This window comes from Methylobacterium sp. J-059, assembly GCF_022829485.1.
In the GTDB taxonomy this organism is placed as follows: Bacteria; Pseudomonadota; Alphaproteobacteria; order Rhizobiales; family Beijerinckiaceae; genus Methylobacterium.
This window is the reverse complement of the sequence record NZ_JAKSYA010000055.1, coordinates 60,078-86,907: the sequence shown is the minus strand read 5'-3', so window position 1 is coordinate 86,907 and position 26,830 is coordinate 60,078. Positions and strand designations below refer to the sequence as shown.

Sequence of the window (26,830 nt, the reverse complement as noted above, 5' to 3'; positions counted from 1 at the left end):
TGCGACGGCCCTGCCGCTCGAACGCCAGAGCCCTGCGTTCGACCGCCCTGACGCTGATCGACGGTCGACGTCCTGCGCCGGGTTCCCAATGCCTTCGGCCATGACGGTGCGCTGGCGAAACGCTGGAAGCCCGGCGGAAAACCTGATCGATAAGCGAGCTCGGATGCACTGAATGCGTTCGCCGGTTATCCCGACCCGGCCAAGAGGACCACATCCTCCTTCCCGGGGATGTCGAAGGCGGGCGGACCTGGCGGGCGGACCGTCCGAGGGCCCTGCGCAGGGAAGCTCGCTCGGTGTGCTGCTTGCCCCGAGAAAGACGGTCCGACCCGGCCCGCAAGGGGGCCGGACCGCACGCGTGGGTCCTTTGCGCGGCACTCAAAGCTTGAATGGCGTGTACGCGCGGATCGTCGATCGGTGCCGAAACTGGTCGGGGGCGACCGCCACTAGGACCAACACGGCATAGAACGTGAGCGGGATGAAGGCGACAAGACCGCCGATCATGGGCTCGGTGATCCCGTAGACGAGATAAAAGATGAGCATGGCGAGGAGGATGTGCGCCCGGTCGCCTGCGCTGCGTCGCAGGGTCGAGACCAGGGCTGTGCCGAACATCAGGAAACCGACGGCCCCGTCGGCGAAGAGGACGTTCAGGTACAGGTCGTGCGCGTGGGCGGCCGCCTTGAACAGCAGCGGATGAACGGGAAGGATGAATTTCGCCGAGCCGCCTCCGTAGCCGAACAGCGGTTGTTCGGTCCATAGATCGAGAACCACCGCCCAGATCCGGCTTCGTCCGGTGCCGCTCGTGATCTCGTCCGCCGATCCCGATCGTGCGACGCTGGAGAGGATCTGGTCGCTGAAACCGGTCATGACCAGCAAGAAGAAGCCGCCGATGATCGCAGCGACGGTCAGCTTCAGACCGACGTTTCCGCGCGAGAGATAAACATAGAACAGTCCGATCGCCACGGCGATCAGAGACATGCGGTTGTTGCTGGCCAGCAGGCAGAACGCCATCGGCGCCACGAGGACGAAGAACATCGGCCGGCGGAACGAGATCTTCGACGCGAGCACCATCAGGAGGATGCCGATGCCGGCCGACGCGCCGGCCGAATTGGCCGTTCCAAAGACCCCCTGCAGGCGCCCCGTCGGCTCGAACGCGCCGTTCGTCCAGTCGCTCATTCTACCGAGTTGCGGGTCCAAGACGTATGCGGCGATGGAAAGGCAGCACAGCAGGAAGCAAGCGACGATCAGGGCGTCGACCAAGCGTTGCGGACCCGCGATGCGGACGAAGGCGTAGAGGAACAAGAACGCCACGAGGTTCGACAGGGTTTCGACCATCGACATGGCGGGTTGAACCGCATGGACGCTGTTCAAGACGGTGAAGCCGAGGAACACGGTCCACGGCACGACTTCTGCAGTGACCAGCGGAAGGCGGCGCACGAACAAGGCCGACAGGGTCAATGCGCCCATCAATCCCAGGCAACCGAGCTTGATCAGGATCTGGAAGTCGATGGACTTGTCGTCGATCTCTCGGGTGCGCAGGGTCGCCGATTGCAGGACGACGATCAGAATCCCCGCGGCGAACGCGTAGCGCCAGTCCCACACCAGCGTACGCACCCCGGCAAACAGCAGGAGCGGCAACATTCCGGCCGCAATGAGCAAGCCGAGGGGGACTGGGTCCTTGTCGCTCCATGCGAAGACGAGCGTTGCGACAACGGCGGCGACGCAAAACGCCAGCGCGACGGTCGCCGCCGCACTGGCGAAGCGACTGGCGTATGTCGGTGCGGCATCCATTACGCAGATATCGCGGTCATCGGAGTGTTTTCCGTTGGTCCGGGACTTACGTATCCGGCCTGACTTTCGTCGAAGACCGACCATGCGGCCGCGATCGACTTGGTCCCCTCCCACCTGGGCTGCATCGGTCCGGCCTCACGTCGTCTTGAGGTCGCCGCGGACCTTGGCGGCCGCAAGGCGGGACAGGAAGACGACGTTGCCGATAAGGTAGCGGCGGGCCAGGCGGCGCGGTTCGAGACAGAGGCGGTAGACCCATTCGAGGCGTGCGCTGCGGATCCACGCCGGTGCCCGCGGCACCGCCTCTGCGAAGAAGTCGAACCACGCGCCGACCGCTATCCCGCAGGGGCAGACCTCGGGAACATGCGCGGCGATCCAGCTTTCCTGGCGAGGGTTGCCCATTCCGACCAAGATGAGATCGGCCCGTGCCGACGCGATGGTTGCGAGGATCGAAGGCTCGTCGGATTCCCTAAGATAGCCGTGATGCCGTCCGACGACGGTGTGCCGGGGCCAACGCTGTCCCATTTTCTCTGCGGTCCGCTCGATCACGTCGCCGCGCGCTCCGAGGAGGAAGATCCGCAGGTCGTGATCCGTGCTGTCGAGATAGGACGTCACGAAGTCGGTGCCGTTCAAGTTCTCCTCGAACACCGTCCCATGCAGGACGCGGCGTGCGATATCGACCCCGACGCCGTCGTTGAGAACCAGGAAGTCGCCGAGGCGCTCACGCATGGTGGGGCGTCGGGAACATTCGTTGGACAGGTTGGCGTTCAGGAAAGCTACCCGCGTCGTCGAACGATGCATCACGCGATTGTCGATATGGGCGACGACATCGCGCACCTTTCCGGATTGCACGCGAACGCCGAGGATGTCCGTCACGGTCAGCATTGGGGTGATCCTGCGGTGAGAAATTGCGGAGCGTCGACGATCACGCTCCGACTCGGCGGAGGGAAAAATCGCCGCGGCCGGTCACGAAGATGCGCAGCAGTCCAAGGGCGAGGCCGATGAACAAGGCGATCGCGAGGACCACCGCACTCCTAGGAGCGCTCTTCGATTGCGGCGGGTAGGCCGCGCTCGCGACTTGAGCGTCCGGGAGCGACAGGAACTGCTGCTGCCAGGTCTCGGCGTACCGCTCGAGGAACTTGTCGTGAAGAACGCGATAGGCCTGCGCGGAACTCTCAAACTTCTTCAGCGTCACGCGCGCCGAAGCCGAGTTCTCGCCTTCAAGCGAGCCGGAGAACTTCAACTCCTCCACGGCCCGCTCGGCGAGCTGTGCCTTCGCTTGCAACTCGTCGGTGCGGGCCTGCAGCAGCTTGCTGGAGCGCCGCGCCATCTCCTCACGCAACTCCATCTGGTCGGCAATGAAGGCTGCGGCGTAGGCATTCGCGACGCGCGCGGCCTGGGCCGGATCGGGCATCGTTGCCGCCACCTCGACCGCATATGTAAGGCCAATCCGGCGGACCGAGGTCAGTTTCTGCAGGGTACGCGCCGCGGCGGTGATCTCATCGTCCGGCTGCTTGGCAACGGGGTGCTTCCAGAAGGCGATGGTCCCGGTGATGGCACCCACGGCACGGGACACGGGCCCGTCCCGCAGTGCAGGATCGCCGACGAGCTTCTCGCTCTCGACCACCCGGCGCAGGATCCGCTCCGATTTCAGGAGTTCGACCTGACTTTCGATATTGGCGGATTCGACGTTCGCATCGATCGCCGGCGGCACGTTCGATCGCATAGCAGCGCTGTTCTTTGTATCGATCAGGATCAAGCCCGTCGACGTGAACTGCGGCGTCGCCAAGACTAGGTAAGCAATCGCGATCAGCACGGTCACCGCTGCCGGCAACACAAGCGAGCGCCAGTTCCGCCGAATGTTTAGCAGTGCCGCTAGAAAATCCGGGCCCTCCGGCTGAGGGCGCGCTGGAGCCGGGTCGGGGCCGAAGGTTCGGACCACGGCATCCTGCCGGGAATAGTAACCCATCGTCATCTACTCCCTGGCATAACGTCAAATGCCCTTCCAAACGGTCGAGGACCGACGCTCATCGATCCGCAGTCCCGTGATCGCACGGTGATCCTGCACTCCATCAGTCGACCGACAGCCGTCCTGCAACGAGGTCGTTCGCTATGCTGAAAGGTAAACATGATGAGTAAGGATATAACCTGAGCGACTCCGGTATTACGGCGACAACTTAGGCTATCGCGGCTTATGTTGCAGCGCACGCAAAAAATTTGTGCATCAAAAAAGATATTTCGACATCGGCCGTCTCGGATGGCGCAAACGGCGCCACTCACGGTTTCGTGATGACGCCCAACTTCAATCACCGATACAAATCAAAGAATTATATCTCTAAATCGTCCTATCTCATTGTCTGCTCACACCAATGCTCACCGCTTGAGTTTGCACTGTGGTGGTGTCTACACCCAGTTCGGACGATCTGAAGTACCCTTCGGACGGGGATCAGGCACGACCGATCGTGCTCTACGATTTCGTGGCGTACTCGGGCGCACAATTGGTGCGGTGCGAAGGCGATCCCTACGCATGCGGCCCGCTGGACAGATGGCTCGCTGCGTCTCGTAGGGCACGCAGAAACCAAAATCATTACAGATGAGATCAATCCTTGAAGAAATATATTTCTCGCAGAGGTCCTTGTAGGCGCCCAACGCTCAGATCTCTTTCCTAGCGGCGAGACCGTTCCCCTTTTTTTTGGTTAAAATTTCATCAACAGAAGCTAAGTGCAGCCATCTTTACTAGCGGAGCCTCCTTGACGAGCGTTCATAAACTCGCAGTTTAAGGGCGTTAACAAATTTTTAAGTGGGTTCGCCAATGGTCGATCGTGCGTTTACAAGTCAGACGTCACGTGAGTCGACGGTGACGAGCCGGCGCGCTGTCCTCACCGTCGTTCGGCCGCTCGGCTTTCCCTCATCGGTCCGTTCGACCGATCCAACGGCTCCGGCCATCCGCACGGACGAACCGAGCGGCTATCTACTTTCTCGCCGCAAGCGCTTGCTCGACGTGTCGCTGGCGGGTGCCTTGCTGCTGGGGTTGCTTCCGCTACTATTGATGGTTGCCTTGATCATCCGTGCGACCTCGAAGGGGCCAATCCTGTTTCGCCAGACCCGGTGCGGTGCGGGAGGGAAGCCGTTCGTCATCTATAAGTTTCGCTCGATGAAGGCGGTCGAAGCGTCGGACACCCTCGTGGTCCAGGCGACCCGCGACGACGCACGTATCACCACGATCGGGCGCTTCATCCGTCGCACCAGTATCGATGAGCTGCCGCAGCTCGTGAATGTCCTCCAGGGCGACATGTCGCTGATCGGACCGCGTCCGCACGCCACCTCTCACGATGCGTACTATGCATCACGCATCCCCCGCTACAACGAGCGGTTCTTCACGAAGCCGGGTTTGTCCGGGCTGGCCCAAGTCAGCGGCGCCCGCGGCGAGACTCCGCAGATTTCGGATATGGCGCGGCGGATCGAGTTCGACCTGAACTACATCCAGACCGCTAATCTACGGCAAGATATCAAGGTCATCGCCGCGACGGTCCGCGAGATGATGTTCAGCTCCAGCGCCTATTGATACCCGCCGCGGAAACGGGCGGCGGTTCGTCCCGGATTGCGAATGTGCTCCTTCATCGGACCGGAGCCCACCTCCATCTTCGACCTGCGGTCATCGCCCGATACGGAGCGGTCGCGCAGGACCAGGAACCGCCGGGCCCGTCCGACCTTCCGGTTCCCTTGTCAGATGTCGCACGGGTTCGTCGTCGACTTCGACGTTGCAAGCTTCGGAAACAGGACCACGCCATGAATTCTAACGCAGCTCCGATAGCAATCTTCGGTCGGATGTCGGCTCTCGGCCTCGCGGCGGCGATCGTGTCGGGTGGCCTGACCGTGTGCGCCCATGCGGAGTATCTCATCCAGCCGGGCGACACCGTCGAGATCGCGGTTGCGGGTCTTCCCGACTTGAAGCAGCGCAGCGTAGTGAACCCGGACGGCGCGGTGGCCGTGCCCATGACGCGTCCGGTCAAGGTCGCCGGGCTTGGCCTTTCCGCGGCGCAGACGCTGATCAAAGATCAATTGTCGCGCAAGCTCTACCAGCAGCGCATGTCCGATGGACGCGACAGCATCACGGCTATTGGGCCGGACATGGTGATGGTGACGATCGCCGAATATCGACCGGTTTACGTGAACGGTGACGTAACCAAACCTGGTGAGCAGGTGTTTCGGCCGGGGATGACCGTTCGGCAGGCTGTGGCGCTGGCGGGAGGGTACGAGATCATGCGCTTTCGCATGAACAACCCGTTTCTTGAATCCGCCGACCTGCGGAACGACTATCAGGTTCTCTGGATGCAGTACGTGAAGCTGCAAGCGAAGATCTGGCGGCTCAAGAATCAGAACGCTCCGCGCGACAAGGAGCAGGATGCGGCTCTGGACGCACAGACGCAGGCGCCGCTGCCGAAGGCCGTTCTCGAGTCACTGCGGGCAAACGCGCGGACCCAGCTCGCGGTCGCGAACGAGCGCTTCATCGCGGAGTCCGCGTTCCTCACGGGTGCCGTGAAAACCGCCGACGATCAGATCGCGATGCTTCGGGCTCGGCAGGTGAAGGACGATGAGAACGTCCAGGTCGATACCGCAGATTACAACAAGCTCAAGGAATTCTCGGAGCGCGGCAACCTTCCCATGACCCGCCTGTCCGAGGCGCGGCGCCTGTTCCTGTTCTCAGCGACCCAATCGCTCCAGACCGGCGTCCAGCTCGTGAACACCATCCGCGAGCGGGACGACGCCCGGCGCAAGGTGGCGCGTCTCGACGAGACGTCCCGCTCCGAAATCCTTGCTCAGACCGAGCAGGCGACGGTCGAACTGGGTGAGGTCCGTTCCAAGCTCCAGAGCGTGAGCGAGAAGATCACGTACACCGGCGTCATCCGCTCGCAGCTCAGTCGGGGTGGCGGCGCGACACCGGCGATCCGAATCGTCCACGCTGCGGCGAACGGCGGCGGCACCGAGGCGGCCAGCGAGGACACCCCGGTGGCTCCCGGCGACACCGTCGACGTCGCTCTTCACACAGAGGTCCCGGAGATCACGCAGTGACGGTGCGATCCGCGCCGGGCGCGGGCATGCCGAGCCGACGCAGCGTCGTCCGGACGATCGGCGGGTTCGCGGCCGTGGCCGGCATCGGCTTCTCCGGCGCGGTGTCGGCCTCAGCGCCGGACGGCCTCGGGAAGCTCGCACGGGGCGTCAATCTCTCGCACTGGTTCGCCCAAAGCTTCGAGGGCTACGGCGCGGGCCATCTCAAGACCTTCGTCACCTCGGACGATCTCCGCCTTCTCTCCGAAGCCGGATTCACCCATGTCCGCCTCGGCGTCGAACCGGATGCCCTGTTTCAATCCGGCGACGGCGAACCTCAGTTCGTCGAGCCGGTGCTCGAAGCGCTTGGGAGGGCTCTGGACATGATCGCGCGGGCCGGCCTCGCGGTCGTCGTCGACATGCATCCCGTGGGCGTTTCGAAGAATCCGCTCCAGACGCCCGCCGGAGCCGCGACCTTCGTCGCGCGCTGGTCGAAGCTCGCGAGTGCGGTCGCTGCGCATCCGATCGGTGCGGTTCTGGAAATTCTCAACGAGCCCGAGCCGCTTGCCGGCCCAGCGTGGTGGACGCTTCAAGCGCGGGCGCTGGAGGCAATCCGGAGCGCGGGAGCGAAAGGGCCTGTGATCGCCAACGGCGGCGGCTGGAGCGGGATCGACGATCTGGTTGCCCATACGCCCTATGACGATGGCGCAGTCGTCTACACCGTGCACTGCTACGCGCCGCTTCTGTTCACGCATCAGGGGGCGACCTGGACCTGGGACGTCGCGCGTTCGATTGCCGGCCTGGGCTGGCCGTTGGATCGAGGCCAGGCGGAAGCGGCCTCCGCAGCAACGTCCGACCCGCGCGCCCGCGGATTCCTGCACGACCAGATCGCCGACGGCAGCTTCACCGCAGCTGCGCTGGAGGTGCAGTACGATCGGCTTTCGCATTGGGCCCGGTCGCACGGTGACGTTCCGATCTATGTCGGAGAGTTCGGCGTCTACGCCAAGACAGCGCCTGTCGCGGCACGGATCGCGTGGGTGCGGGCCTCGCGGCGTGCCTACGAACAGCGCGGCTGGGGCTGGGCGCTGTGGGACGATTCCGATTCGTTCGGTTTCCGTAGTCCGGGTGCGGGTCGCGGCGCGATCGATGCCGCGATGCTCGATGCCCTGGGAGTCGGCGCGTCGTGAAAAAGCTACGGCTGCAAATGGGCGGTCTGGGACGGAGCGCGCCGCTCCTGGCCGCGAACATGCTGGAGGCGGTACTACCGTTCGCCCGCAACGTCGCGCTCGCGCATCTGATCGCGCCAGCGGAGTTCGGCCTCGCGATCTCGCTTTCCATCGTCATCGGCATGCTGGAGGTCCTGACAGATTTCGGCCTTCCCATCTTCGCCGTCCGCAAGGATGCGGGGGTGGATCCTTTGGCCAAGTCCGCGGGGCGGGACGCGGAGACGGCGATGATGGGCACGCTGCAGGGCCTCGCGCTGTTTCGCGCCTCGCTCCTCGCGGTCGTTCTGATGGCGGCGTCCCCTTGGATCGCTGCAGCGTTCCACGCTTCGGATTCCGCGCCGGTCTACGCGCTTCTCGGCTTGATCGTTTTCGTCCGCGGGTTCGAGAACTTCGGGGTGAAGGCTGCGATGCGTGCCTTCGTCTTCTGGCGAGAGGCCATCGTCGTCACGGCGGCTCAGGTCGCCGGGCTGGCGGTCACGGTCGCGGTCGCCGCGCTGAGCGGTGGGTTCTCCTGCATGCTCTGGGGTATGCTGGCCACGGCGGTCACGACGGTGGCGCTGTCGCACGCGTTGTCGCCGCAGCCATACCGCCTCCACTGGAACCGGGAGGCCGCGCGCGAGGCGAGTGTGTTCGGGCGGCCGCTTCTTGTGAACGGCGTCGCCGTTTCACTCAATCTGTCGGATCGGCTGCTCGTGGGCAGCGTTCTCGGCCCTGGTCTCCTCGCCCTCTACAACGTCGCCTACGGCACCGCGCAGCTTCCGCGGACGGTTCTGGCCAAATTCCTCACGAGCGCCTTTCTGCCGCTTTTCGTACGGCATCGCGAGGGCGACGCCGATACGTCCGCGCTCTACGACACCTGGGCCTGGTGCCTCTCCTGTCTCGCCTTCGCTTACGGGCTCGGACTCAGCCTGCTCGGGGACCATGTCCTAGCCTTCGTCTTCGGAGAGACCTACCGCCCGTCGCGCCTCTTCATGTGCCTCGCGGGTCTCAGCCTGTGCGTGAAGTTCCTCATGCTGCTCCCCGTCCCGGCGGCTTACGCCGTGGGAAACACCCGCCTCGTCGCGTTCGGCTCGATCCTCTCGGCCCTCTCGGTCATCCCCGGTGCCGCACTGCTCGTCTGGCGCCACGACGTCGAGTTGTTCCTCGCGGGCCTCACGGCGGCGGAGTTCGTGGCCCTTCTCGTCTTCGGGCGCATCGCGATCCGCGAACAGGCGTTCACACGGTCGGCAGGGTGGCTCGCGATCGGCACTCCGCTCCTGCTTCTCGCGGCTTTGGCAACCCTGACGATCTTGGTGCCGGAGCTGAGTTTCGGGCGCTGGCTGGCCGCGTGCTCCGCGGCGCTTCTCCTGTCGGCGGCGATCTACGGCGCCATGGTGCCGCGGTTCGGCATCGGTCCGGGGGCCCTTCGTCATGCGTGAACAGGCGCCACAACCGGGAGCTCAGACAATCTGATGGCCGTGATCCTTTTCACGACGACCGACGTTCGCGGGCCGAGGCGCCTGGACTTCGAGCGGCTGCTGGCCTCGGTGCGGCAGGCCGATAACCTGGAGATCCGCCACTACGTCCTGTTGCAGAACGCGACGGAGGCCGACCGCATGCATTGGCGTGCGGCCGCGCCAGCCTGCTGCCGCATCGACGCGGTGCCGGGACGCATGTCCATCTCGGCCGCTCGCAACCGGATGATGGCCGATGCGGTCGCGGAGGCTACGCCTCAGGACGGTGACGTCGTCGGATTTCCTGACGACGACTGCTGGTTCGCGGACGGCTTTCTGCAGTGCCTGGCCGATCTGTTCGACGAGAACGCCCGCCTCGGCGTGCTCGTCTGCCGCGTCTCCCTCGATCCCGATCCGAACGGCTTCGATGCTGGGTCGGTCACGCCTTTGGCCGCCCACCAAGCCGTCCGGCTGGCCACTTCGAACAACATGTTTTTCCGAGGAGCTCTGACCGCCGCGATCGGAAGGTTCGATCCGGAGCTCGGCCTCGGGACCGCGTCCGGAGGCGGCGAGGATACCGACTACGTCATCCGGGCCTACCTGCGTGCGCGAGAGGCGGGATTGATCGACCGGCCGCTGGTCGGGCACCCGGTTCCCGATCGCATCTCCGCCGCGCGCTACTTCCGCGGCGCGCTGATCGTGCTGGCCTATCACGCCCGCAGCAGTCCCGCCCTCACCCTCGAATGCTTCCGCAAAATCTTCGTCGGCCTGTATTTCACCGCCAGCGGCAAGATGAGCCTGGCCGGCTACCGGCAGGCACTCGCCGACGGGGCCCGCGCCTTCGGAGCCAAGCGCGACCTCGCCCCCGCTCGAGGCACGGCATGACGATCCGGAAGGCGACGGCCGCAGGTGATCCGATCTGCATCCTGTTCTGCATCGATAGGGCCTACCTGCGCCAAGCCGGCGTGACGCTGGGCTCGATCCTGGAACACAATCCGACTACGGCGTTCGAGGTGTATGTCGCGGGCTTCGACCGTGATCCGGCCGCCTCCGAGGCGATATTTGCTCGGCTGGCCGCCCGCCACGGATCGTGCACGATCCGCTACGCCGACCTAGAGGAAGGCCTGTTCGCGGATTTACCCGTCACGCGGCAGTTCAGCGCCAGCATCTATACGCGCATCGTGCTGGATCGTTTCATCGATCGTCGACATGGGCGCGTCCTGTATCTCGACGCCGACACCGTCGTTCGTTCCGACTTGCACGGCCTCTGGACGACGCCCCTCGAAGGGTATGTCCTGGCAGCGGTGCAGGACCATTTTCGCCTCGATTCCGAAGCCATCGGTTTCGCGGCCGACGAGCCTTATTTCAATTCCGGGGTGCTCCTCATCAACATGCACGCTTGGCGCGCGGAGGCATGCGAGGGGCGCGTCCTGGCCTACCTCGGCGAGACTGGCCGTGACCTGCCCTGGATGGACCAGGACGCGCTCAACGTCGTGTTGCGCGGTCGCGTCCGATTCCTCGACCTCGGCTGGAATTTCCAGCCACGTTGCGCCGACGTTCCGGCCGGCTTCCTGGGGCTCACCTCGGCGGCCTACGCCGCCCTGCGCGCGGACCCCTATCTCATCCACTACACGACGTCTCAGAAGCCTTGGAACGCCGCGCATCGCGTCCATTACAGTCGCGACTTCTTCGCCGCGGCCCGCACCGCCGGGCTCGGTTCGCTCCTGGACGCTCCGCCCGCTCGCGGCGCGAAAGAACGTCTCGATGCCGTGAAGACGCGTCTGCGCTGGCACTTCCCGTCGATCTTTCGGGCGTTTCGTCGGCTGCTGAAACCGGAGGCCGCCGCAATGATGTATCGCGCGCGTGCCGGAGGATGACGTGACTGCCATGCGTGTCGGCGCCCACGGGATACGGTCGATATCCTACCTAATGGCCGCACACGATGCGGGAGCGTGGATCGAAGCGGCTCTGACCTCCGCGCTTGCGCAAGAGGACGTTGCGGTCGAGGTCGTCGTCGTTGACGACGCGTCGCGGGACGACACTGCCGCCCGGGTCGCCGCCTTCGCGCTCCGCGATCCGCGGGTGACGCTGCTCCGTCGGAGCGTGAGCGGCGGGCCGGCGACCGCTCGCAATCTTGCGCTTGCCCACGCGGCCGGGACGTGGGTCGGCATTCTCGACGCCGACGACCTCATCGAGCCGGACCGTAGCCGCCTTCTGATCGACTTCGCGGAGCAAAGCGGCTGCGCCGTCGTCGCCGACAATCTCTTGCGTTTCCTCGATGCGGATCCCCAGACGGCTTGGCCGATGCTCCCCCTTGGACCTTCGTTCCGCGTCGCGGTTGCGGCTTATCTGCGGCGAAACCTCCTGACGGGAGGCGACACCAACCTCGGCTATCTCAAGCCGATCTTCCGACGCACGTTCCTGTTGGATCGCGGCATCCGATACGACGAACGTCTTCGGATCGGCGAAGATTTCGATCTGTGTCTGCGCTGCCTGGCGGCCGGCACCGATCTGGCAGTGCTTCCCGCGCCGCTCTACCGGTACCGGATGGTCGCCGGCTCTTTGTCACGACGTCTGACCCGTACGGATGTCGACGCGATGTTGGCGTCCCAGGACGCCGCGTTGGGGTCGGTCACGATGACGACCTCGATCCGGTCCGCCGTTGCCGCGTACCGACGCTCGCTCCTCGACGGTCTCGCGTATCTCGAATTCCGCTCAGCGCTGCGCGGGCGCGATTGGCGACGTACCGCGAGGGAAGCGTCCCGGCTGCGCCTGTGGCGGGCCATCGCGCAGATCGGGTTCGGCTTGATCGCTCGCCGGCTCGCACGTCGTCGACCGGCGGTCAGCGGCCCACCTGCGACGGTTCGATGACTGATGTCCGCTGCATGATCCGGGCGGCAGAAACTTCAAGCGAAGGCGGCAATCCAGTCTGACGGCGTCCCGCCGCGATGCGGCTGCCCAGGGGAGACATTCATCCCGGCGTTGCGCTTCGATCAGAGTCTGCGCAGAGACACCGGCCTGCCTTGCTGATCGCGATCCCGATCTTGCATACAGAACGGAGCCATCGACCACGCCGATGCGCGCTGGCTCCGGAGCAAATCAGGAACGGTCCGGATCGGGCAGGGGCCGGTCGAGGCACGCCGCCTGCGGAGCGTTGTGGGTCTGCGCGCCGCCGAACCGGCATGGCACCCGCGGTCGGGGTGGCTTTGGAGGCCTTCGGTAACGCCTGCGTATGCCAGCCTCGGCTCACTGTCGCAGGTGCGGGGATCGCTCCCCGTACCTGCGGGGAGGATCTGTGAATCTGGGTACCGCTGCTTGGAACCAGCATCCCGATCACGCCGAACGATAACGACTGACATCGAGCCGAGCGTCGTCACCGATGAACGGTGGAACATAGGCGGCGCGGTGATCCGCATACGTTCATCGACCGGGCCGGCGGGGTTTTAACTTGCGTTCCGTGTATGTCGACCTTAATCCGAATTTGCTAGATCTATAGATGACAACAAAGACCATATTACCCGGGTGAACAATCTCTATGAGGTCGTTTTCCGCAAGATCATATCCATAACGGTAAGTCCGTGAATTTTTATCGTTCGCTAGAATCTCAAACGCTGCTGTTCGAAATGGGATTTGCAACCGGGGTGACAATCTCGAGCGGACGTCGTAAAAACACATCTATAATCGCTCGACGCTCGTGTTATGAAAGCCTTAATCATCGGGTCGCCAAGGTAGCGGATCGGGTCCTGACCCGGCGAGCGACATGCGGGACTCGGTCGGCCTAGAGCCGAAACTCACCGGTCGGGAGAGGCAGGGGTTGTGGGTTTGTTTCCGATCCTGATGATCGCCTGCGGGGCGATCGCGAGCCTGTACCTGAACTGGATCTTTCTGAGTCTCGTGAGCCTCATGGTCATGCCGCTCTATGTCGGCGCCATGGTCTGGTCTGGGGCGTCATTCCTAGGCGGAGTGGGTCAAGCGGCGGTCGGCCTCGTCGCCCTTCAACTGAGCTATATCCTGTCCGGCTGGATCCTCGAGAAGGTGCGGAGCCGCCGAGCCGACCTGCCGCGGATCGGCCATCCGGTTCGGGCGGCGGCCGAGAACCAGAGTCGCGCGCTGCCCGAGTGGCCCCTCTTCGGGGGGTGGCTTCCGCTCCTGGCCTTCTATGAGCCCCGATGCAGAGCGGACGGCTCCCCGTGGAACGGGATCGACGATCCGGGGTATCGGACCACCGTGCTTGCGGTTGGCTGGTTCGGACGCGCGTTCTCCCTCGTTGTCGGGTCTCCGAAACGGGTGAAGCCGCAAGGGCAACGGAATGCTCCCTCGCGGGCGAGCGTCGTTTCGGAACTCGACCGACGCATCGCTGCCGAACGCGCGAAATCGAATCGTGATTCGGGAGAATCCACGGACCAGCGTTGACAGCCGGCGGGCGGCGACTTTGCCGTGATGGGATCAGCGCTGCGCTCATACGGCGAGTCGGCCGCGCCGTATGGTTTCAATCTGTCGTTCGATCGTACCGCCGCCGGACGGAAGCAACGCGTCGTCGTGGTTGGAACGCCAATCGCGTTCGCTCGACGGCCACCCTGTCGCCCATCACGCAGCGACCCGACGGGCGATCGGGTCCCGCTCCGCGTCCGAAATCTGCGTGTTCCCGGTCCCTCGGCACGGCTGGCACCTACGGATGACGGCGTTGCGAATGTTGGGCTGCCGGTTCGACTGACGCCGACACGCTGCCCGGCATTCGACGATGCGAGTTGATCGAAGTCGATCTCGAACTCGTCGCGTCGCAACACGCTCGCAGGCATCGGTACGTCGCGGGATGTCCATAACGTCGTCGTACGCGTGCCGTCCCCCCGGGCGGGCTCAGGATCGTCGGATCGTTCGGCGATGGTCGGTCATCGCCGCGAAACCTGCGATGCGTCCTAAATCCTGCAGTAAGATTTTAGACCGAGGGGCGATGTGGCGAGCAATCACGGGTCGAGCCACGGCCTGCATAATATATCGCCAGCATGTTTTCATGCGTTGTTAACGATGGAATGCTTCCGTATCGTGGTCGAAAATGCCTTCGCTGCGGAATCGGATACTTCGGATGCCGAAGCTGTTTCAAATCGTTAGCTGGCCCATGCTGGCCGGAATCTTTGCGATCAGCGGATTGATCAACGTTCTTTGTTTGACCGGTTCTATCTTCATGCTCGAAGTTTACGATCGGGTTCTGCCGAGTCAATCCTTGTCGACGTTGGTCGGACTGATGGCGCTCGCGCTGGCGCTCTACATCGCACAAGGTGGACTTGAGGCGTTGCGGGCGCGGATCTTCGTCCGGGTCGGTGCGATCCTGGACGGGACCCTGAACCCTGTCGTGTTTGCCGTGTGCGCACGCGCTCCACTCCGTGGCGTGCAGGCGGGAGAAGCCGGCCTGCCGTTGCGCGACCTCGAGGTGGTGCGCTCGTTTCTGGCGGCCGGGGGGCCGGCGGCTCTGCTCGATCTGCCGTGGCTGCCGATCTACGTCGCGATCTGCTTTCTCTTCCATCCGCTGATCGGCTTCGCCACCGTCGCCGGCGCGGTCGCCCTTGCCTGCGTGACCGTGGCGAGCGAACTCGCGACACGGGGCCCCATCCGTCGGTCCACCGCGTATGCCGCGCGTCGGCACGCGCTCTCGGAAGCCATCCGGCGCAACGCCGAGGCGGTCGCGGCCATGGGCATCACACCGCACCTGTCCGCCCGGTGGAATGCCATCAACGGCGATTACCTCGCTGCGCAACAGCATGTTGCCGATGTCGGAGGAGGTCTTGGGGCCGTATCCAAGGTCACGCGCATGCTTCTCCAATCCGGAGCGCTCGCGCTCGGCGCCTGGCTCGTCATCGACGGCCAGGCGACCGGTGGCGTCATGATCGCATCCTCGATCTTGGTCTCGCGCGCGTTGGCCCCCGTCGAGTTGGTCATCGGACAGTGGCGCGGCTTCGTTCAGGCGCGCCAGAGTTGGCATCGGCTGTCGGGAGCGCTCGCGCGGGACATCGCCCCTTCGGCACGTCTCGCCCTCCCACCGCCGCGGCGCATCCTTCAAGTCGAAGATCTGGCTGTCGTCGTGCCGGGAACGACGAGCGCTATCGTCCAGCAGGTCACGTTCCAGCTGGAAGCCGGCCAGGCGCTCGGCGTGATCGGCGCCTCCGCATCCGGCAAATCGTGCCTGGTCCGCGCCCTCGTCGGCGTGTGGCCGACCGCACGGGGGCGGATTCGGCTCGACGACGCCTCGATCGATCAGTGGCCGAGGGACGCTCTGGGCCGGCATATCGGCTACATGCCCCAGGAGGTCGAACTCTTCCCGGGATCCTTGTCCGAGAACATCGCCCGCTTCGACCCCGCAGCCACCGCCGAGCAGATCATCCATGCCGCTCGGGCGGCGGGCGCGCACGAACACATCCTACGGCTCCCGGAAGGGTACGACACGAAGCTCGGTGAAGGAGGGGCCGGGCTTTCGGCCGGCCAGCGCCAGAGGATCGGGCTTGCCCGGGCACTCTACGCGGACCCGTTCCTCGTCGTCCTCGACGAACCGAACGCCAACCTCGATGCGGACGGAGAGCAAGCGCTGACGGGCGCGATCCGCGGCGTGCGGGCACGTGGCGGCGTCGTGGTCGTCGTCGCGCACCGTCCGGCGGCCCTCGAAGCCGTCGATCTCGTGCTGATGCTGGGCGAGGGACGTATGCTGGCCTTCGGCCCGACGACGAACATGCTGCGTTCGGCCTTGGTCGCCGCCGGCCGTCCGGTTCCCCCGGATCGTCGTCCGGATGCGGCGCCGGTGGCCGGGCGTATGACGCCGGACCTCGCGTCGCGGGGAGCCGCATGATGGCGCCTCTCTTCGCGATCTCTCGCCGCCTCCCGAGATTGGACGCACCTGCGCTGACGCGCGCCTCGATCCACCGTCAGTTCGCGGCGGCAGGGCTGCTGTCGGCGGCTGTCGTCCTCGGCCTTGGTGGATGGGCGAGCCTCACCGACATCGATGGCGCCGTGATCGCTCCAGGGCAACTCGTCGTTGAGTCGGACGTCAAGAAGGTGCAGCATCCCACAGGCGGCGTGGTGGCCGAACTGCTCGTGCGAGACGGGGATCGCGTTCGTGCCGGTGACGCCCTCGTGCGGCTGGACGAGACACAGACCCGAGCCGTCCTCGACACCACCCTGAAGACGATGGACGAGATGGAGGCGCGTCGCGCGCGCGGCGAGGCCGAGCTCAACGACGCGCGCACGATTACCTTCCCGTCCAACCTTCTTGGCCGTGAGACCCGCGACGAGCGTATCGCCACGCTGCTCGAGGGCGAGCGCCGACTCTTTGCCGCACGCATGGCTAGCCGCGAAGGCAAGCAGGCTCAGCTCGGCGAACACGTCGCGCAGTTGCGCGAGGAGATCGCCGGCCTTTCCATTCAGGCGCAGGCGAAAGCGCATGAGATGACCCTGATCCAGAGGGAGCTCGGAGGACTGCGTGCGCTCTACGACAAGGGGTTGGTCCCCCTCTCTCGCGTAACGGCTCTCGATCGCGATGCCGCTCGCCTGGAGGGAGAGCGCGGTCAGTATCTGGCTTCCATAGCCAGCGTACGGGGCAAGATCGCCGAAACGTCGCTGCAGGTTCTGCAGGTGGTGGTCGACATGCGTGCCGACGCCGGCAAGGAGCTCGCCGAGATACGCGGGAAATGGTCGGAACTCGTCGAGAAGCGCGTCTCCGCCGAGGACCAGATGAAGCGCGTCGTCCTGCGCGCGCCGCAGGACGGCGTGATCCATCAGATGAGCTTGCACACCGTCGGCGGCCTGGTCTCGGCGACGGAACCGGCGATGCTGGTCGTGCCGGAAGCCGACGCGCTGGTGATTGAAGTGCGGATCCGCCCGCAGGACATCGACAGCGTCCGCAGGAATCAGCCGGCGCGCGTGCGACTGCAGGCCTTCGATCAGCGGACCACCCCCGAGCTCGACGGCATCGTGACGCGGGTTTCCGCCGACGTGAGTCAGGACAGGAGCAACGGTCAGAACTACTTCACCGCGCGGATCACCATCGCCGGCGACCAGGGCAGACGCCTCGCCGGCCTGCGCCTCGTTCCGGGCATGCCGGTCGAGGCGTATCTGCTCATCGGCGCCCGGTCCGCGTTGTCCTACCTCGTCCGGCCGCTGAGCGATCAAGTGAGGAGGGCTTGGCGCGAACGCTGACGGCCTGACCGCGCGCCCCGCGGCGCGGATGCCGTTCCATGATCCGTCCGGCCCCCTCTTCGTCCCGGCGACGTGGCGGTACGGGCCGGATCGCTCTCGGTCCCGTCAAACATCCATCGCATCAAATCGAATCAAGTAACGTTTCATTTTCCGTCCGAGTAACACTTGCGGTAGCAAGCGAGAAAACGTGAAGTGGAAACTTCGTATTCAGATCTTCATGCGACCTCTTGAGAGGCAGGGCATGAGTTGGTCAGATGGTACAGATCGGAATCTACGAGGGCCAGGACCCGAGCAAGGTTGGGACCTATACGCAATGGGCCGGACAGCCGCCCGACAACGTGCTGAATTACATCAACAACGACAGCTGGTCGGGGTTCGCGAGTTCGGTTCCGTGGCAGGTCCAGCGCTGGCAGGGCGCCGGCGTAGCGAGCATTTGGTCGGTTCCGCTGACGGTCTGGGGCACCTCGCTGGAGCAGGTCGCGACCGGAGCGTACGACAACTATTTCCAGGCTGCGGCGAACGCGCTCGCACAGGCGGTCCCGAGCAAGGACGGCAACATCTACGTTCGTCTCGGATGGGAGTTCAACGGCACCTGGATGCCTTGGGCTGCGCAGGGGCACGAGGCGGCGTTCATCAAGACGTTCCAGGACGTCGTCGACGTCTTCCGCAGCGTATCGGACAAGTTCAAGTTCGTCTGGGACGTGAACGAAGGCGGCAGCACGATCGATCCGGCCAAGGCTTACCCCGGCGACCATTACGTCGACGTGGTCGGCATGGATACCTACTACAACAAGGCCTACAATTCGGCGGATCCCGCGAAGGCCTTTCAGGACAAGGTTGTGGAACCCTACGGCCTTCAATGGCAGCAGGACTTCGCCGCGGAGCACGGCAAACCGACCGCCATCTCCGAATGGGGCGTTCAAACCGACGATTCCGCGCCCTTCGTCAAGGCGATGGCCGACTGGATGTCCAGCCACCACATGGTCTACGGAAATTACTGGGATTCCAACGATGCCGGTTTCGCCGGGCAGCTCGATTCCGGCCAGCATCCCGGAGCGGCGGCGGCTTACCTGAGCGCCTTCGGCGCCGCGCCCCTGACCATCGACACGGACTACCGCGATCCGTCGGCGACGTGGGCGTATCCGGCGGGAAGCGTGATCCATTTCAGCGGCGATCATCTCGTCGAGAGCACCATCACGTTAGCTGGAGACCCGACTTTCGCGGTGGAGAGCGGTCACGTCGTCACGCTATCGGGCGCCGTTGTTGACCAAGCCAGCGCCGCGCCGGGCCAAGTCGAGAAGGACGGCGGCGGGACGTTGATCCTGGGACATATTAACAGCTACTCGGGCGGCACAATCCTCCTTGCCGGCGCGGTCGAGCTGGCCGTTGCCGGATCTGCGGGAAGCGGAGCGATCACCTTCACGGACGGCGCCCAGACCCTCATCGTCGACCGGGCCGCACTCGATGCGGATCATCGGTTGGCGAACACCATCGCGAACTTCGGGGCGGGGGATACCATCGATCTGCGCAGCGTCGGGCAGAACGCCGCCGTGGCGTTCGATCAAGCCACCGGCACCCTGTCGGTCACGGACGCCGCGACCGGAGCGTCGCTCGCAATCCTCCATCTAACCGGCGACTATGCGGGCCAGACATTTCAGGCTTCGTCCGACGGCGCGGGCGGAACCACGATCAACTATGCCCCGACGCCCTCCGACACACTTGTTCTGCGTGTGTCGGGCGACGCCTGGAACGGCACGCCGCATTTCGCGGTGCTCGTCGACGGGCAGCAGGTCGGTGGTACCCTGACGACGAACGCTTCGCACGCGGCGGGCCAGACCGAGGACCTGACCCTGACCGGCAACTTCGGCCCCGGGGCGCACGCGATCGCAATCCGCTTCCTCGACGATGCCTCCGGGGGGACGACGGCAACCGACCGGAACCTCTACGTTCACGAGATGATCCTGGACGGCCACGCCTATTCCGGCGACGCGGCGGTCAACACGGCGGGATGGAACAACAACGGCGTCGCCGGCATCTACTCGAACGGCGACGCGACCTTCCATACGACGGCCACGGACATTCTTTGGCACGTGTGACATGCCGGTCATAAGGTCATCCTGTGGCCCTCACGCCGTAGACAAACGGAATTCGTTCCGTTCTCGTCACCGCTTCGTCTGTCGGGACGACGTTCGAGCCCGCAGTCGGATGCGTCGGCAACGCGAAGCTTGAAGAGGTTCGCGCGGATCTACGGTGAGCAGCCGTGCTGATCTCCCCGGCTCAGGCGCGTCGATGGGATCCGGGTGAGCGAAGCGTTCCGCACCGGCAACCCAGGTTTGAGAACCACGCACGAAGGGGGGCGGAACAGCGATAGCGCGTGTACCGCTCCTCCGAGTTCCCGTTCGACCTGCTGGTCGAGGCGTCGCACGATTTCATGGTTTGCATGAATGTCGAAGCCTGATCGGCGCCCATCAATACGAATCGGATTGGGAACGCGGTGCCGTCGCCGGCCCGAGCTGAGGGGTAGCCGTGCCGAAGCACCGATGCCGATGCTCAGGCGCCGTCGGCGACGTGGACGGGCTTGAGCACGCTGGTTGCACGAGTGTCCATCAGAATGATGGGGCACGGATCGGTTGTGGTCGCGCGCGTGGGCGGTACCGCGGATCGTGGTGCTCCGAGCCTGCGCTGAACTGGGACGGCCGGCGCTTCTCGGTGAGTCGGCCTTTCTTTGCGGAGCGCTTGGCGCAACGAGAGAGGTAGCGGCGGAGTTGGTGTTCGTCGAGCGGATGGCCGCCGAAGCTTAGATGTTCGGCGACCGTGGCCAGGGAATGTGCCGCATCACGGCGCAGACGAACGATCTGGTGGCGGCGACGCTGAAACAGCCCGGTCCTGTACGCCTACTGGCGGGACGCAGGGTCGGCGCTTTGGAAGGCCGACCCGCGCCGGTCCGATTTCCCCATCGTCGGGCTTTGGTTCAGCTTACTCTCGCACTGGTGCCAGAACCTCTACTCGCTTGCCTACCGGCTCGCGAAGGCGCCGGAGTGGCTGCTGACGGCTAAGGTGGTGGCGCCGATCGTGATGCCGTCCATGGTCGCGTCCGTGCTGCACGCGGCGGCGCCAGGTGCGGTCGACGGCACGGTGCCGCGTCGGAACCGAATCGCGCTCGGCATCGGCGCCGGATCCGGCGTGTCCGCGGTGGTCTTCCTGATCGCCATCCGCCCCGACATCAGGCCGATCATCGACCGGGCTCGCCCCTACATCGGCGCCTGATCTAGCACGGGCTATCTCGTCGTGCCGGGAGCGCCACCAGCATGAAGACCTGCCCCGAAGGTGCGTTCACCGCCGGCTACCTCTGGATGGCGGGCCTCGGTGGTGCGGTCCTGATGTTGGTGGCGGCGATGATCCTGCGGGATCTGACAGCAACACACGATCCCTGATCCGGGAAATGATGCCCCGATCTCGATTTGCCGATCAGAAGATATGAACCAGTTCATGGAGTCCGTGGCAGGCCCTTTGATCAGAGCCAAAAATCGCTCCTCAATTAGCAAAAGAGATTTTTCTAGAGGGAGAAACTTTCCAGCGCTTCAGGTCGTATCCTCTATAACAAGGAAAATCAGTCAACATATCTAGGATTCTTAATGCGTATCACCCATGCGATTCCACTCATCGTTTTTGGCATATCCACGCCAGCTTTCAGCCAAGGTAAATTGCAGCCACGGCCAGCCATACCTCCGAGCTCGAGCTTGAGTAGCGATGAAAAGACTGCGGAAATCCGACGCGCAATTCAGGAAGGACAAGCGAGACAGAAAGCGACTGACGCACGCAACGAGCGGGTATGGCGTCGCTGGGACTATGCTGTGTGCGTCGGATGTGGACCGATGCCGAAGAAATTTCGCATCGTCTACACAACGCCAGCTCGGGTGCTTGCCGGGTTTATCGCCGCAGACGATGATGAGATCAGGAAAGCACGTAGACTTTAAGAATGGCTGTCAGCCGAGGCCTGGCCGCCCCCCCCTGCGCCGAGCTTTTTCTTGCCTGTGATCCGGCTAACCCTTGCCGAGGGACGCGCGTAACCAGCACCGGGGAGATCGGCAGACCAGCGCGCCCAGCTTCGGCCGGGACAGGTTTCTATGCCGACACCAAACACGCTTGAGACCCAGTTGGGTCAGCAGCCTGAGCAGATAGGTTTTGCTGCAGCGCTGCCCCCCTTCACCAACCGATCCATCACGACCTCACGGTTGTAATCCTGCGTATTAATAACCGGGCGATCTCGCTCGCTGGGCGCCGACGCTACTGTCGATCCAGTCGCTTTCACGTCTCCGTCGATCAACTTGCGAGGCCGGTTGACCAGCGCTGCCTGTGAGTGATCCCCAGAATGCACCGGCTGGGTCAGCAAGTGGCCACGTCCAGGGGCTTCGAGCGCCGCAGTCGGGTTCACACCTCGCCGGCCATCGTTCGCTCGAAGCGTCAGGGGAGTGCCGGGAATAACCACCGGTGCGAGGGCAACGTCTCGTCCGAGCGGAGCCGCTGAATCGGTGACGGATGGCGTTTCCGCTGTGTGTATTCCAGCCGGAGGCAAAGAGCTGTAGGCGTTGGATCCCAATGGCAGCCTTGAACATCCGCCCATGGCGAGCAGAACCAATCCGAACGTCGCAGTTCGCTTCACCATCATGGCCGTCCCGACGCGAATCCCGACCATTATGGACGAGTTTCAGCTTGGCTATTAACTCTTGAGTGCTCGCAAGGTTCAACCTGTGGATATGGCATTCGGCCTTCGGTTTGCCTGGCTGGACGGCTTCTCGAGGGGCCGCGTCGAGCTGCAGAAGGCGACGGGGACCGAGCCGGCAACCCGGATGCAATCGCTATCGACGAGCGTCGTCTCGTTGGCACGTGGATCGCGTAGGCGCCTCGTGTGAGGCACTTCCGCCCCACGTTTTTCCACGCGAGCCAAACTTGAGGCCGCCCGGCTCCGGCCACGGCGGGCTTTTTCGTACGATCAACGCAAACGGCCCCTCGGCCACGATGCGCGCCCAAGAGCCGATGACGAAGCACACCCACCGAGCGTCGTAGGCGAATCTCGTCGGGGGAGGGCGTTGCTGATGGGAGGGGTCTCACATTGGCGACGGCGCGATGGTTTTCCGGCTTACCGCCTGACATCCCAAACAGCCACTCAGACAGGCCGCCCCGGGCCGGCCCGGCCCGCCAATAGGTCTGGTTCCCGTATCGGATCCAGAAGTCGACGATCGCCTCGACGCGACGCGGGTTGAATACCAGGGCGCCGAATTCTGCGGCCCAGATCATGCTGAGCAGTCTGGGTCATTCTTCAATACCTTTCGCTCTGGAGCTACTGTCTTACGCTTTTTTGTAAGGGCGACCATTTGCCGGCATCGGCTCACAACCATGCGCCACCATAGACAACGTTACCATAGGGCAGTGCTCATCTGCCATGCAGTTGCAATGCTGCTGACGGTCCTGCAGTTTAACTTGAGTTATTGCGCAATCTCTGCCGAAAAAAATCAGTATATCAATACCACACGAACGGCAGATATCTCTTGCGATGCGCATCGTACGCCCACGTTCCCTTCTTGGGGACCCAAGACAAATTTCGCTTGTAATATCTGCGGACTCAAAACCGTTCCAAAAAAGCACGATATAAACTTCCAGTTGACGGTCAGTACAGATGACGAGCGGCCAAATTCTGCCACAATCAACCTAAGCTAATCAGGAAGTTAATCTTATGAGACTCATTGATGATCGACGATTTTTGGGCCCACTGAATGTCGGCCGGCGGTGATAGAGACACAGACCAAGTGGTGCAACGCTGCTGTCAGCCGCCGGCTGCGCTACTCCAGTGACCGCAGTTTCAGCCCGGCGCCGGGGTGAGTGCGCCCGAAAAGTCCGTCCGGGTGCTGACACCCGGTCCCTCCGCCCGCAAGCCGAGCACACCAGCCACAGCGCGACGTCCGAAACAGGCAGATCGTCGGGCAGGCCGTCGAACGACATCGCTCCGCAGTGCCCGCACTCGCAGAACACCAGCAATACGGCGCTGTCGCCAGCCTCGATTGAGGGGTAGCCGTGCCGAAGCGCGATGCCGATGCTCAAGCGCCGCGGCGGCGTGGACGCGATCTAGCACGCCGGTCGGACAAGTGTCCGATACCGGACTTTGATTTTGTTGCGTTTTTCTCGATTTTATCGGGCGTGCCCAAGCATTTGCCCAAATGGGGTATTCACGCTTTCGTTCGCGCAGGTGGATAACCGGAGGGTAGAAATGAGGATGGGTAGAGGGGGGCGCCAGCATTCTCAGCCATAACCGAAGGGGTACGACATCAAGGGTTTAGGTCCTGATCACCCATCTTAACCGGCATCGGACCTAGGAAATGGACTATCGGAGTGGCCTCCAGTCAACGCTGTGGCCGCGGTATTCCACCGACCGTGACAGTCGGCGATATGTCCGCAGAGCGCCAGAAGCCGACATGAGCAGTTCGCCCCGATGCAGACGTAGGCAGACCGCGAAAACGAGGGTTTTCACGACACCAAACTTGAGCCTTGGCTACGCTCACCGGAAGGTGGCGCGAAAGTCGTAGCAAACTCTATGTTACGGGATCGGCGCTTCTGTTCCCCCCACGACGGGCTCTACTGGCGGCGCCGCCACGCAGACGTTGCTGTTCGTCGGCCACTCGCTTCAGCCCATGCTTTTCGAACAGATCATTTAACGCCTCGGCTAGCGGCACCTAATGGGTGGCGTCACGTTCAGCCCAGAGAACCACACATGACCGTCTGGATCAGAAATCTGGCGGAAGGGGTGGGATTCGAACCCACGGTGGAGTTGCCCCCACGGCGGTTTTCAAGACCGCTGCCTTAAACCACTCGGCCACCCTTCCGGCGGATCGGGTTGTAGCGGAGTTCGGGGCCGTCGGACATCGGGAAAATCGGGTCAGGGGGCGAGGCGCACGAGGCGGTCGAGCAGGGCGCGGTCGTGGAGAAGGGCCATGCGCTCCTTGGGGCTGAGCCAGGTGCGGGCCTCGTCGAGGGTCTCGGCCTCGACGACCTTGGCCTGAGCGAGGGTGTGGTCGACGTCGACCCGGCCGCGGGGGCGCGGCTCGGCGCTCGGCAGCATGCGGGTGTGGGCGTCCGCCAGGGCCGGGTCGGCGTGGAGCGCCGCGAGCGCGTCGGCCTCGTCGAGGCCGCGGGCCTGGTTGCGGGCGGCGAGCGCGCCGGCGCGGGTGGCGATCGGCGGCGGGTCGCGCTCCTCCGGCGTCATCAGCAGGCCGCGCCGCTTCAGGGCGAGGCCGAGCGCCAGCTGCCCGCTCGCCCAGGAGATCGGGATCGCAAGGACGAGGCCGAGGATGGTCGGCGCCATCCAGAGGAACAGCGAGGTGGCGATGGCGAAGGCGGCGATCCCCGAGACCAGCCCCAGCACCGTGTGCCAGCGGTGGCGGCGGACGATGTCGCCGAGCGGGATCGAGCCGTCGTCGCGCCGTTGCGGGTTCCAGCCGGTGTCGCGCCCGGCGAGGATGCTGAACACCGAGCCCGACTGGATCACCATCGCGATCGGCGCGATCAGCGCCGAGAGCAGGATCTCGATGAGGCAGGACGCGACCAGCCGGCCCGCGCCGCCGCAGGCCCGGCGCACCGGGCCGTCGATCAGCGCGAGGAGAAGGCCCAAAAACTTCGGGGCCAGCAGGATGCCCATGGTCAGCCCGAAGAGCTGCAGCGCGCGCACCGGATCGAAGCGCGGGAAGACCGGGTAGAGGCCGAACTCGGTGGTGAAGTATTCGGGCTTCACGTAGGCCGTCTGCAGCACCAGCGCGATGCCGACCACGAGCTGGCACAGCCAGAACGGCGAGGCGGCGTAGCCGGCGATGCCGGTGGCGAAGTGCTGGCGCGAGGCCGCCTTCAGCCCCGCCGCCCCGATGATCCGCGCGTGCTGGAGGTTGCCCTGCGCCCAGCGCCGGTCGCGGACCGCCACGTCGATCAGCGAGGGCGGGCTCTCCTCGTAGGAGCCCGGCAGCGTCGGCAGCATGTACACCGCCCAGCCGGCGCGGCGGATCAGGGCGGCCTCCACGAAGTCGTGGCTGAGCACGTGCCCGCCGAAGGGCGGCGTCCCGGGAAGGTCCGGCAGGCCGCAGGCAGCGGCGAAGGCCTTCGTGCGGATGATCGCGTTGTGGCCCCAGTAGTTGCCGTCGCGCCCCGACCAGTGGCCGAGGCCGGTGGCGATCACCGGGCCGTAGATGCGGGCGGCGAACTGGGTCACCCGGGCGAACAGCGTGTTGCGGTTGATGATGAGCGGCAGCGTCTGGATGATGCCGGCATCCGCGTCCGCCTCCATCGCGCCGGCGAGCCGGACGACGCTGTCGCCGGTCATCAGGCTGTCGGCGTCGAGCACCAGCATGTGGTCGTAGGCCCCGCCCCAGCGGGTGACGAAGTCGCCGATGTTGCCGGCCTTGCGGTGATGGTTCCTCCGGCGGTGGCGGTAGTACAGGCGGGCGTCGGGGCCGAGCGCTTCGCGCAAGGCCAGGAAGGCGCGCTCCTCGGCGATCCAGGCGTCGGCTTGCGTCGAATCCGACAGCACGAACCAGTCGAAGGCCGTGCCGAGGCCGGTGGCGTCGACCGCCTCGCGCATCGCCTCGATCGCCGCGAAGGTGCGGGCCGTGCCCTCGTTGTAGACCGGCATCAGGATGGCGGTGCGGGTGGCGAGGGCCGCCGGCACCGGCGGCAGGCGCGGGCGGCGCAGCAGCACGGCGAAGCCGAGGATCGCGCTCGTGAAGGCCAGCGCGATCCACGAGAAGGTCAGGAGGAACAGCGCGACCAGCACGTACTGCAGCGCCGTCGGCGAGCCCGAGACCGACACGGTCTCGTACATCTGCCAGCCGCCATAGGCGGTGAGCGCGACCGCGCCGCCGAAGACGAGGAGGCGGGACGCGTGAGGACGGGCCGGGTGCTGCGACGGCGCATGCCCGAGCGCCGGGTCCCAGGCGGACAGGCTCTGCACCGGCATCGCCAGGGGCGATTCCGGCGGCAGGGCGTCGGGGAACGACCGCTCGCCCGGGTGGCCCGACGGGGCGTCGCGCCGTGCGGTCGCGGGGAGGGCGGCGAAATCGTCCATGCGCACGGCCTTTGATCCATCCTCGTCTTCGGAGTCTCGCGGGGCCGGCCGAT

At 64.7% G+C, this 26,830-nt stretch carries 17 protein-coding genes and 1 tRNA gene; 13 read left to right on the top strand and 5 right to left on the bottom strand.

Annotated features, from left to right (window positions below; all coding sequences use genetic code 11):
* Positions 1-375: 375 nt before the first annotated feature.
* From MKK55_RS06290 to MKK55_RS06280, 3 genes are all read right to left on the bottom strand, one after another.
* A complete protein-coding gene (locus tag MKK55_RS06290; protein WP_243933803.1) occupies positions 376-1,788 on the bottom strand; it encodes an O-antigen ligase family protein in 1,413 nt (470 codons plus the stop codon).
* Positions 1,789-1,923: 135 nt separating this feature from the next.
* Positions 1,924-2,670, bottom strand: a complete 747-nt coding sequence (locus MKK55_RS06285; RefSeq protein WP_147841585.1) for a WecB/TagA/CpsF family glycosyltransferase — start codon at positions 2,668-2,670, stop codon at positions 1,924-1,926.
* 40 nt (positions 2,671-2,710) lie between these two features.
* The gene (locus MKK55_RS06280; RefSeq protein ID WP_243933802.1) at positions 2,711-3,754 is read right to left on the bottom strand and encodes a Wzz/FepE/Etk N-terminal domain-containing protein; all 1,044 of its coding nucleotides are present in this window, start codon (positions 3,752-3,754) and stop codon (positions 2,711-2,713) included.
* Positions 3,755-4,642: 888 nt separating this feature from the next.
* Between MKK55_RS06280 and MKK55_RS06275 the strand changes: the two genes are divergently transcribed.
* The 13 genes from MKK55_RS06275 to MKK55_RS29005 all read left to right on the top strand — a co-directional run bounded on the left by MKK55_RS06275 (position 4,643) and on the right by MKK55_RS29005 (position 21,108).
* A complete protein-coding gene (locus MKK55_RS06275; RefSeq protein WP_243933801.1) occupies positions 4,643-5,350 on the top strand; it encodes a sugar transferase in 708 nt (235 codons plus the stop codon).
* Positions 5,351-5,613: 263 nt separating this feature from the next.
* A complete protein-coding gene (locus tag MKK55_RS06270; protein WP_243933800.1) occupies positions 5,614-6,858 on the top strand; it encodes a polysaccharide biosynthesis/export family protein in 1,245 nt (414 codons plus the stop codon).
* Entirely contained in the window at positions 6,855-8,021 is a 1,167-nt protein-coding gene (locus MKK55_RS06265) for a glycoside hydrolase family 5 protein (RefSeq protein ID WP_243933799.1), read from the top strand. Before MKK55_RS06270 ends, MKK55_RS06265 begins: the two co-directional genes overlap by 4 nt.
* Before the next feature lie 17 nt (positions 8,022-8,038).
* The gene (locus MKK55_RS06260; protein ID WP_279596017.1) at positions 8,039-9,478 is read left to right on the top strand and encodes an oligosaccharide flippase family protein; all 1,440 of its coding nucleotides are present in this window, start codon (positions 8,039-8,041) and stop codon (positions 9,476-9,478) included.
* A 33-nt stretch (positions 9,479-9,511) separates the two neighbouring features.
* The gene (locus tag MKK55_RS06255; RefSeq protein WP_243933797.1) at positions 9,512-10,378 is read left to right on the top strand and encodes a glycosyltransferase; all 867 of its coding nucleotides are present in this window, start codon (positions 9,512-9,514) and stop codon (positions 10,376-10,378) included.
* Positions 10,375-11,370, top strand: a complete 996-nt coding sequence (locus MKK55_RS06250; RefSeq protein ID WP_243933796.1) for a glycosyltransferase family 8 protein — start codon at positions 10,375-10,377, stop codon at positions 11,368-11,370. Before MKK55_RS06255 ends, MKK55_RS06250 begins: the two co-directional genes overlap by 4 nt.
* 52 nt (positions 11,371-11,422) lie before the next feature.
* Entirely contained in the window at positions 11,423-12,364 is a 942-nt protein-coding gene (locus tag MKK55_RS06245; protein ID WP_243933795.1) for a glycosyltransferase family 2 protein, read from the top strand.
* A 945-nt stretch (positions 12,365-13,309) separates the two neighbouring features.
* Positions 13,310-13,906, top strand: coding sequence for a hypothetical protein (locus tag MKK55_RS06240; RefSeq protein WP_243933794.1), 597 nt, complete (start codon positions 13,310-13,312; stop codon positions 13,904-13,906).
* A 670-nt stretch (positions 13,907-14,576) separates the two neighbouring features.
* A complete protein-coding gene (locus MKK55_RS06235) occupies positions 14,577-16,328 on the top strand; it encodes a type I secretion system permease/ATPase (RefSeq protein WP_243933793.1) in 1,752 nt (583 codons plus the stop codon).
* The gene (locus MKK55_RS06230; protein WP_409566024.1) at positions 16,328-17,674 is read left to right on the top strand and encodes an HlyD family type I secretion periplasmic adaptor subunit; all 1,347 of its coding nucleotides are present in this window, start codon (positions 16,328-16,330) and stop codon (positions 17,672-17,674) included. The genes MKK55_RS06235 and MKK55_RS06230 overlap by 1 nt, the downstream gene beginning before the upstream one ends.
* 254 nt (positions 17,675-17,928) lie before the next feature.
* On the top strand, positions 17,929-19,770 hold the full coding sequence (locus MKK55_RS06225; RefSeq protein WP_243933790.1) for a carbohydrate-binding domain-containing protein: 1,842 nt from the start codon (positions 17,929-17,931) through the stop codon (positions 19,768-19,770).
* A gap of 964 nt (positions 19,771-20,734) precedes the next feature.
* A complete protein-coding gene (locus MKK55_RS06220; protein ID WP_243933788.1) occupies positions 20,735-20,941 on the top strand; it encodes a hypothetical protein in 207 nt (68 codons plus the stop codon).
* 41 nt (positions 20,942-20,982) lie between these two features.
* Entirely contained in the window at positions 20,983-21,108 is a 126-nt protein-coding gene (locus MKK55_RS29005) for a hypothetical protein (protein ID WP_279593036.1), read from the top strand.
* A gap of 3,354 nt (positions 21,109-24,462) precedes the next feature.
* Here MKK55_RS29005 and MKK55_RS06215 read toward each other — a convergent pair.
* Positions 24,463-24,552: transfer RNA gene (locus MKK55_RS06215), tRNA-Ser, on the bottom strand.
* Between the two features lie 53 nt (positions 24,553-24,605).
* Positions 24,606-26,777 (bottom strand): glucans biosynthesis glucosyltransferase MdoH, encoded by a 2,172-nt coding sequence (mdoH, locus tag MKK55_RS06210; RefSeq protein WP_243933844.1) that lies wholly within the window; start codon positions 26,775-26,777, stop codon positions 24,606-24,608.
* Positions 26,778-26,830: the final 53 nt, after the last annotated feature.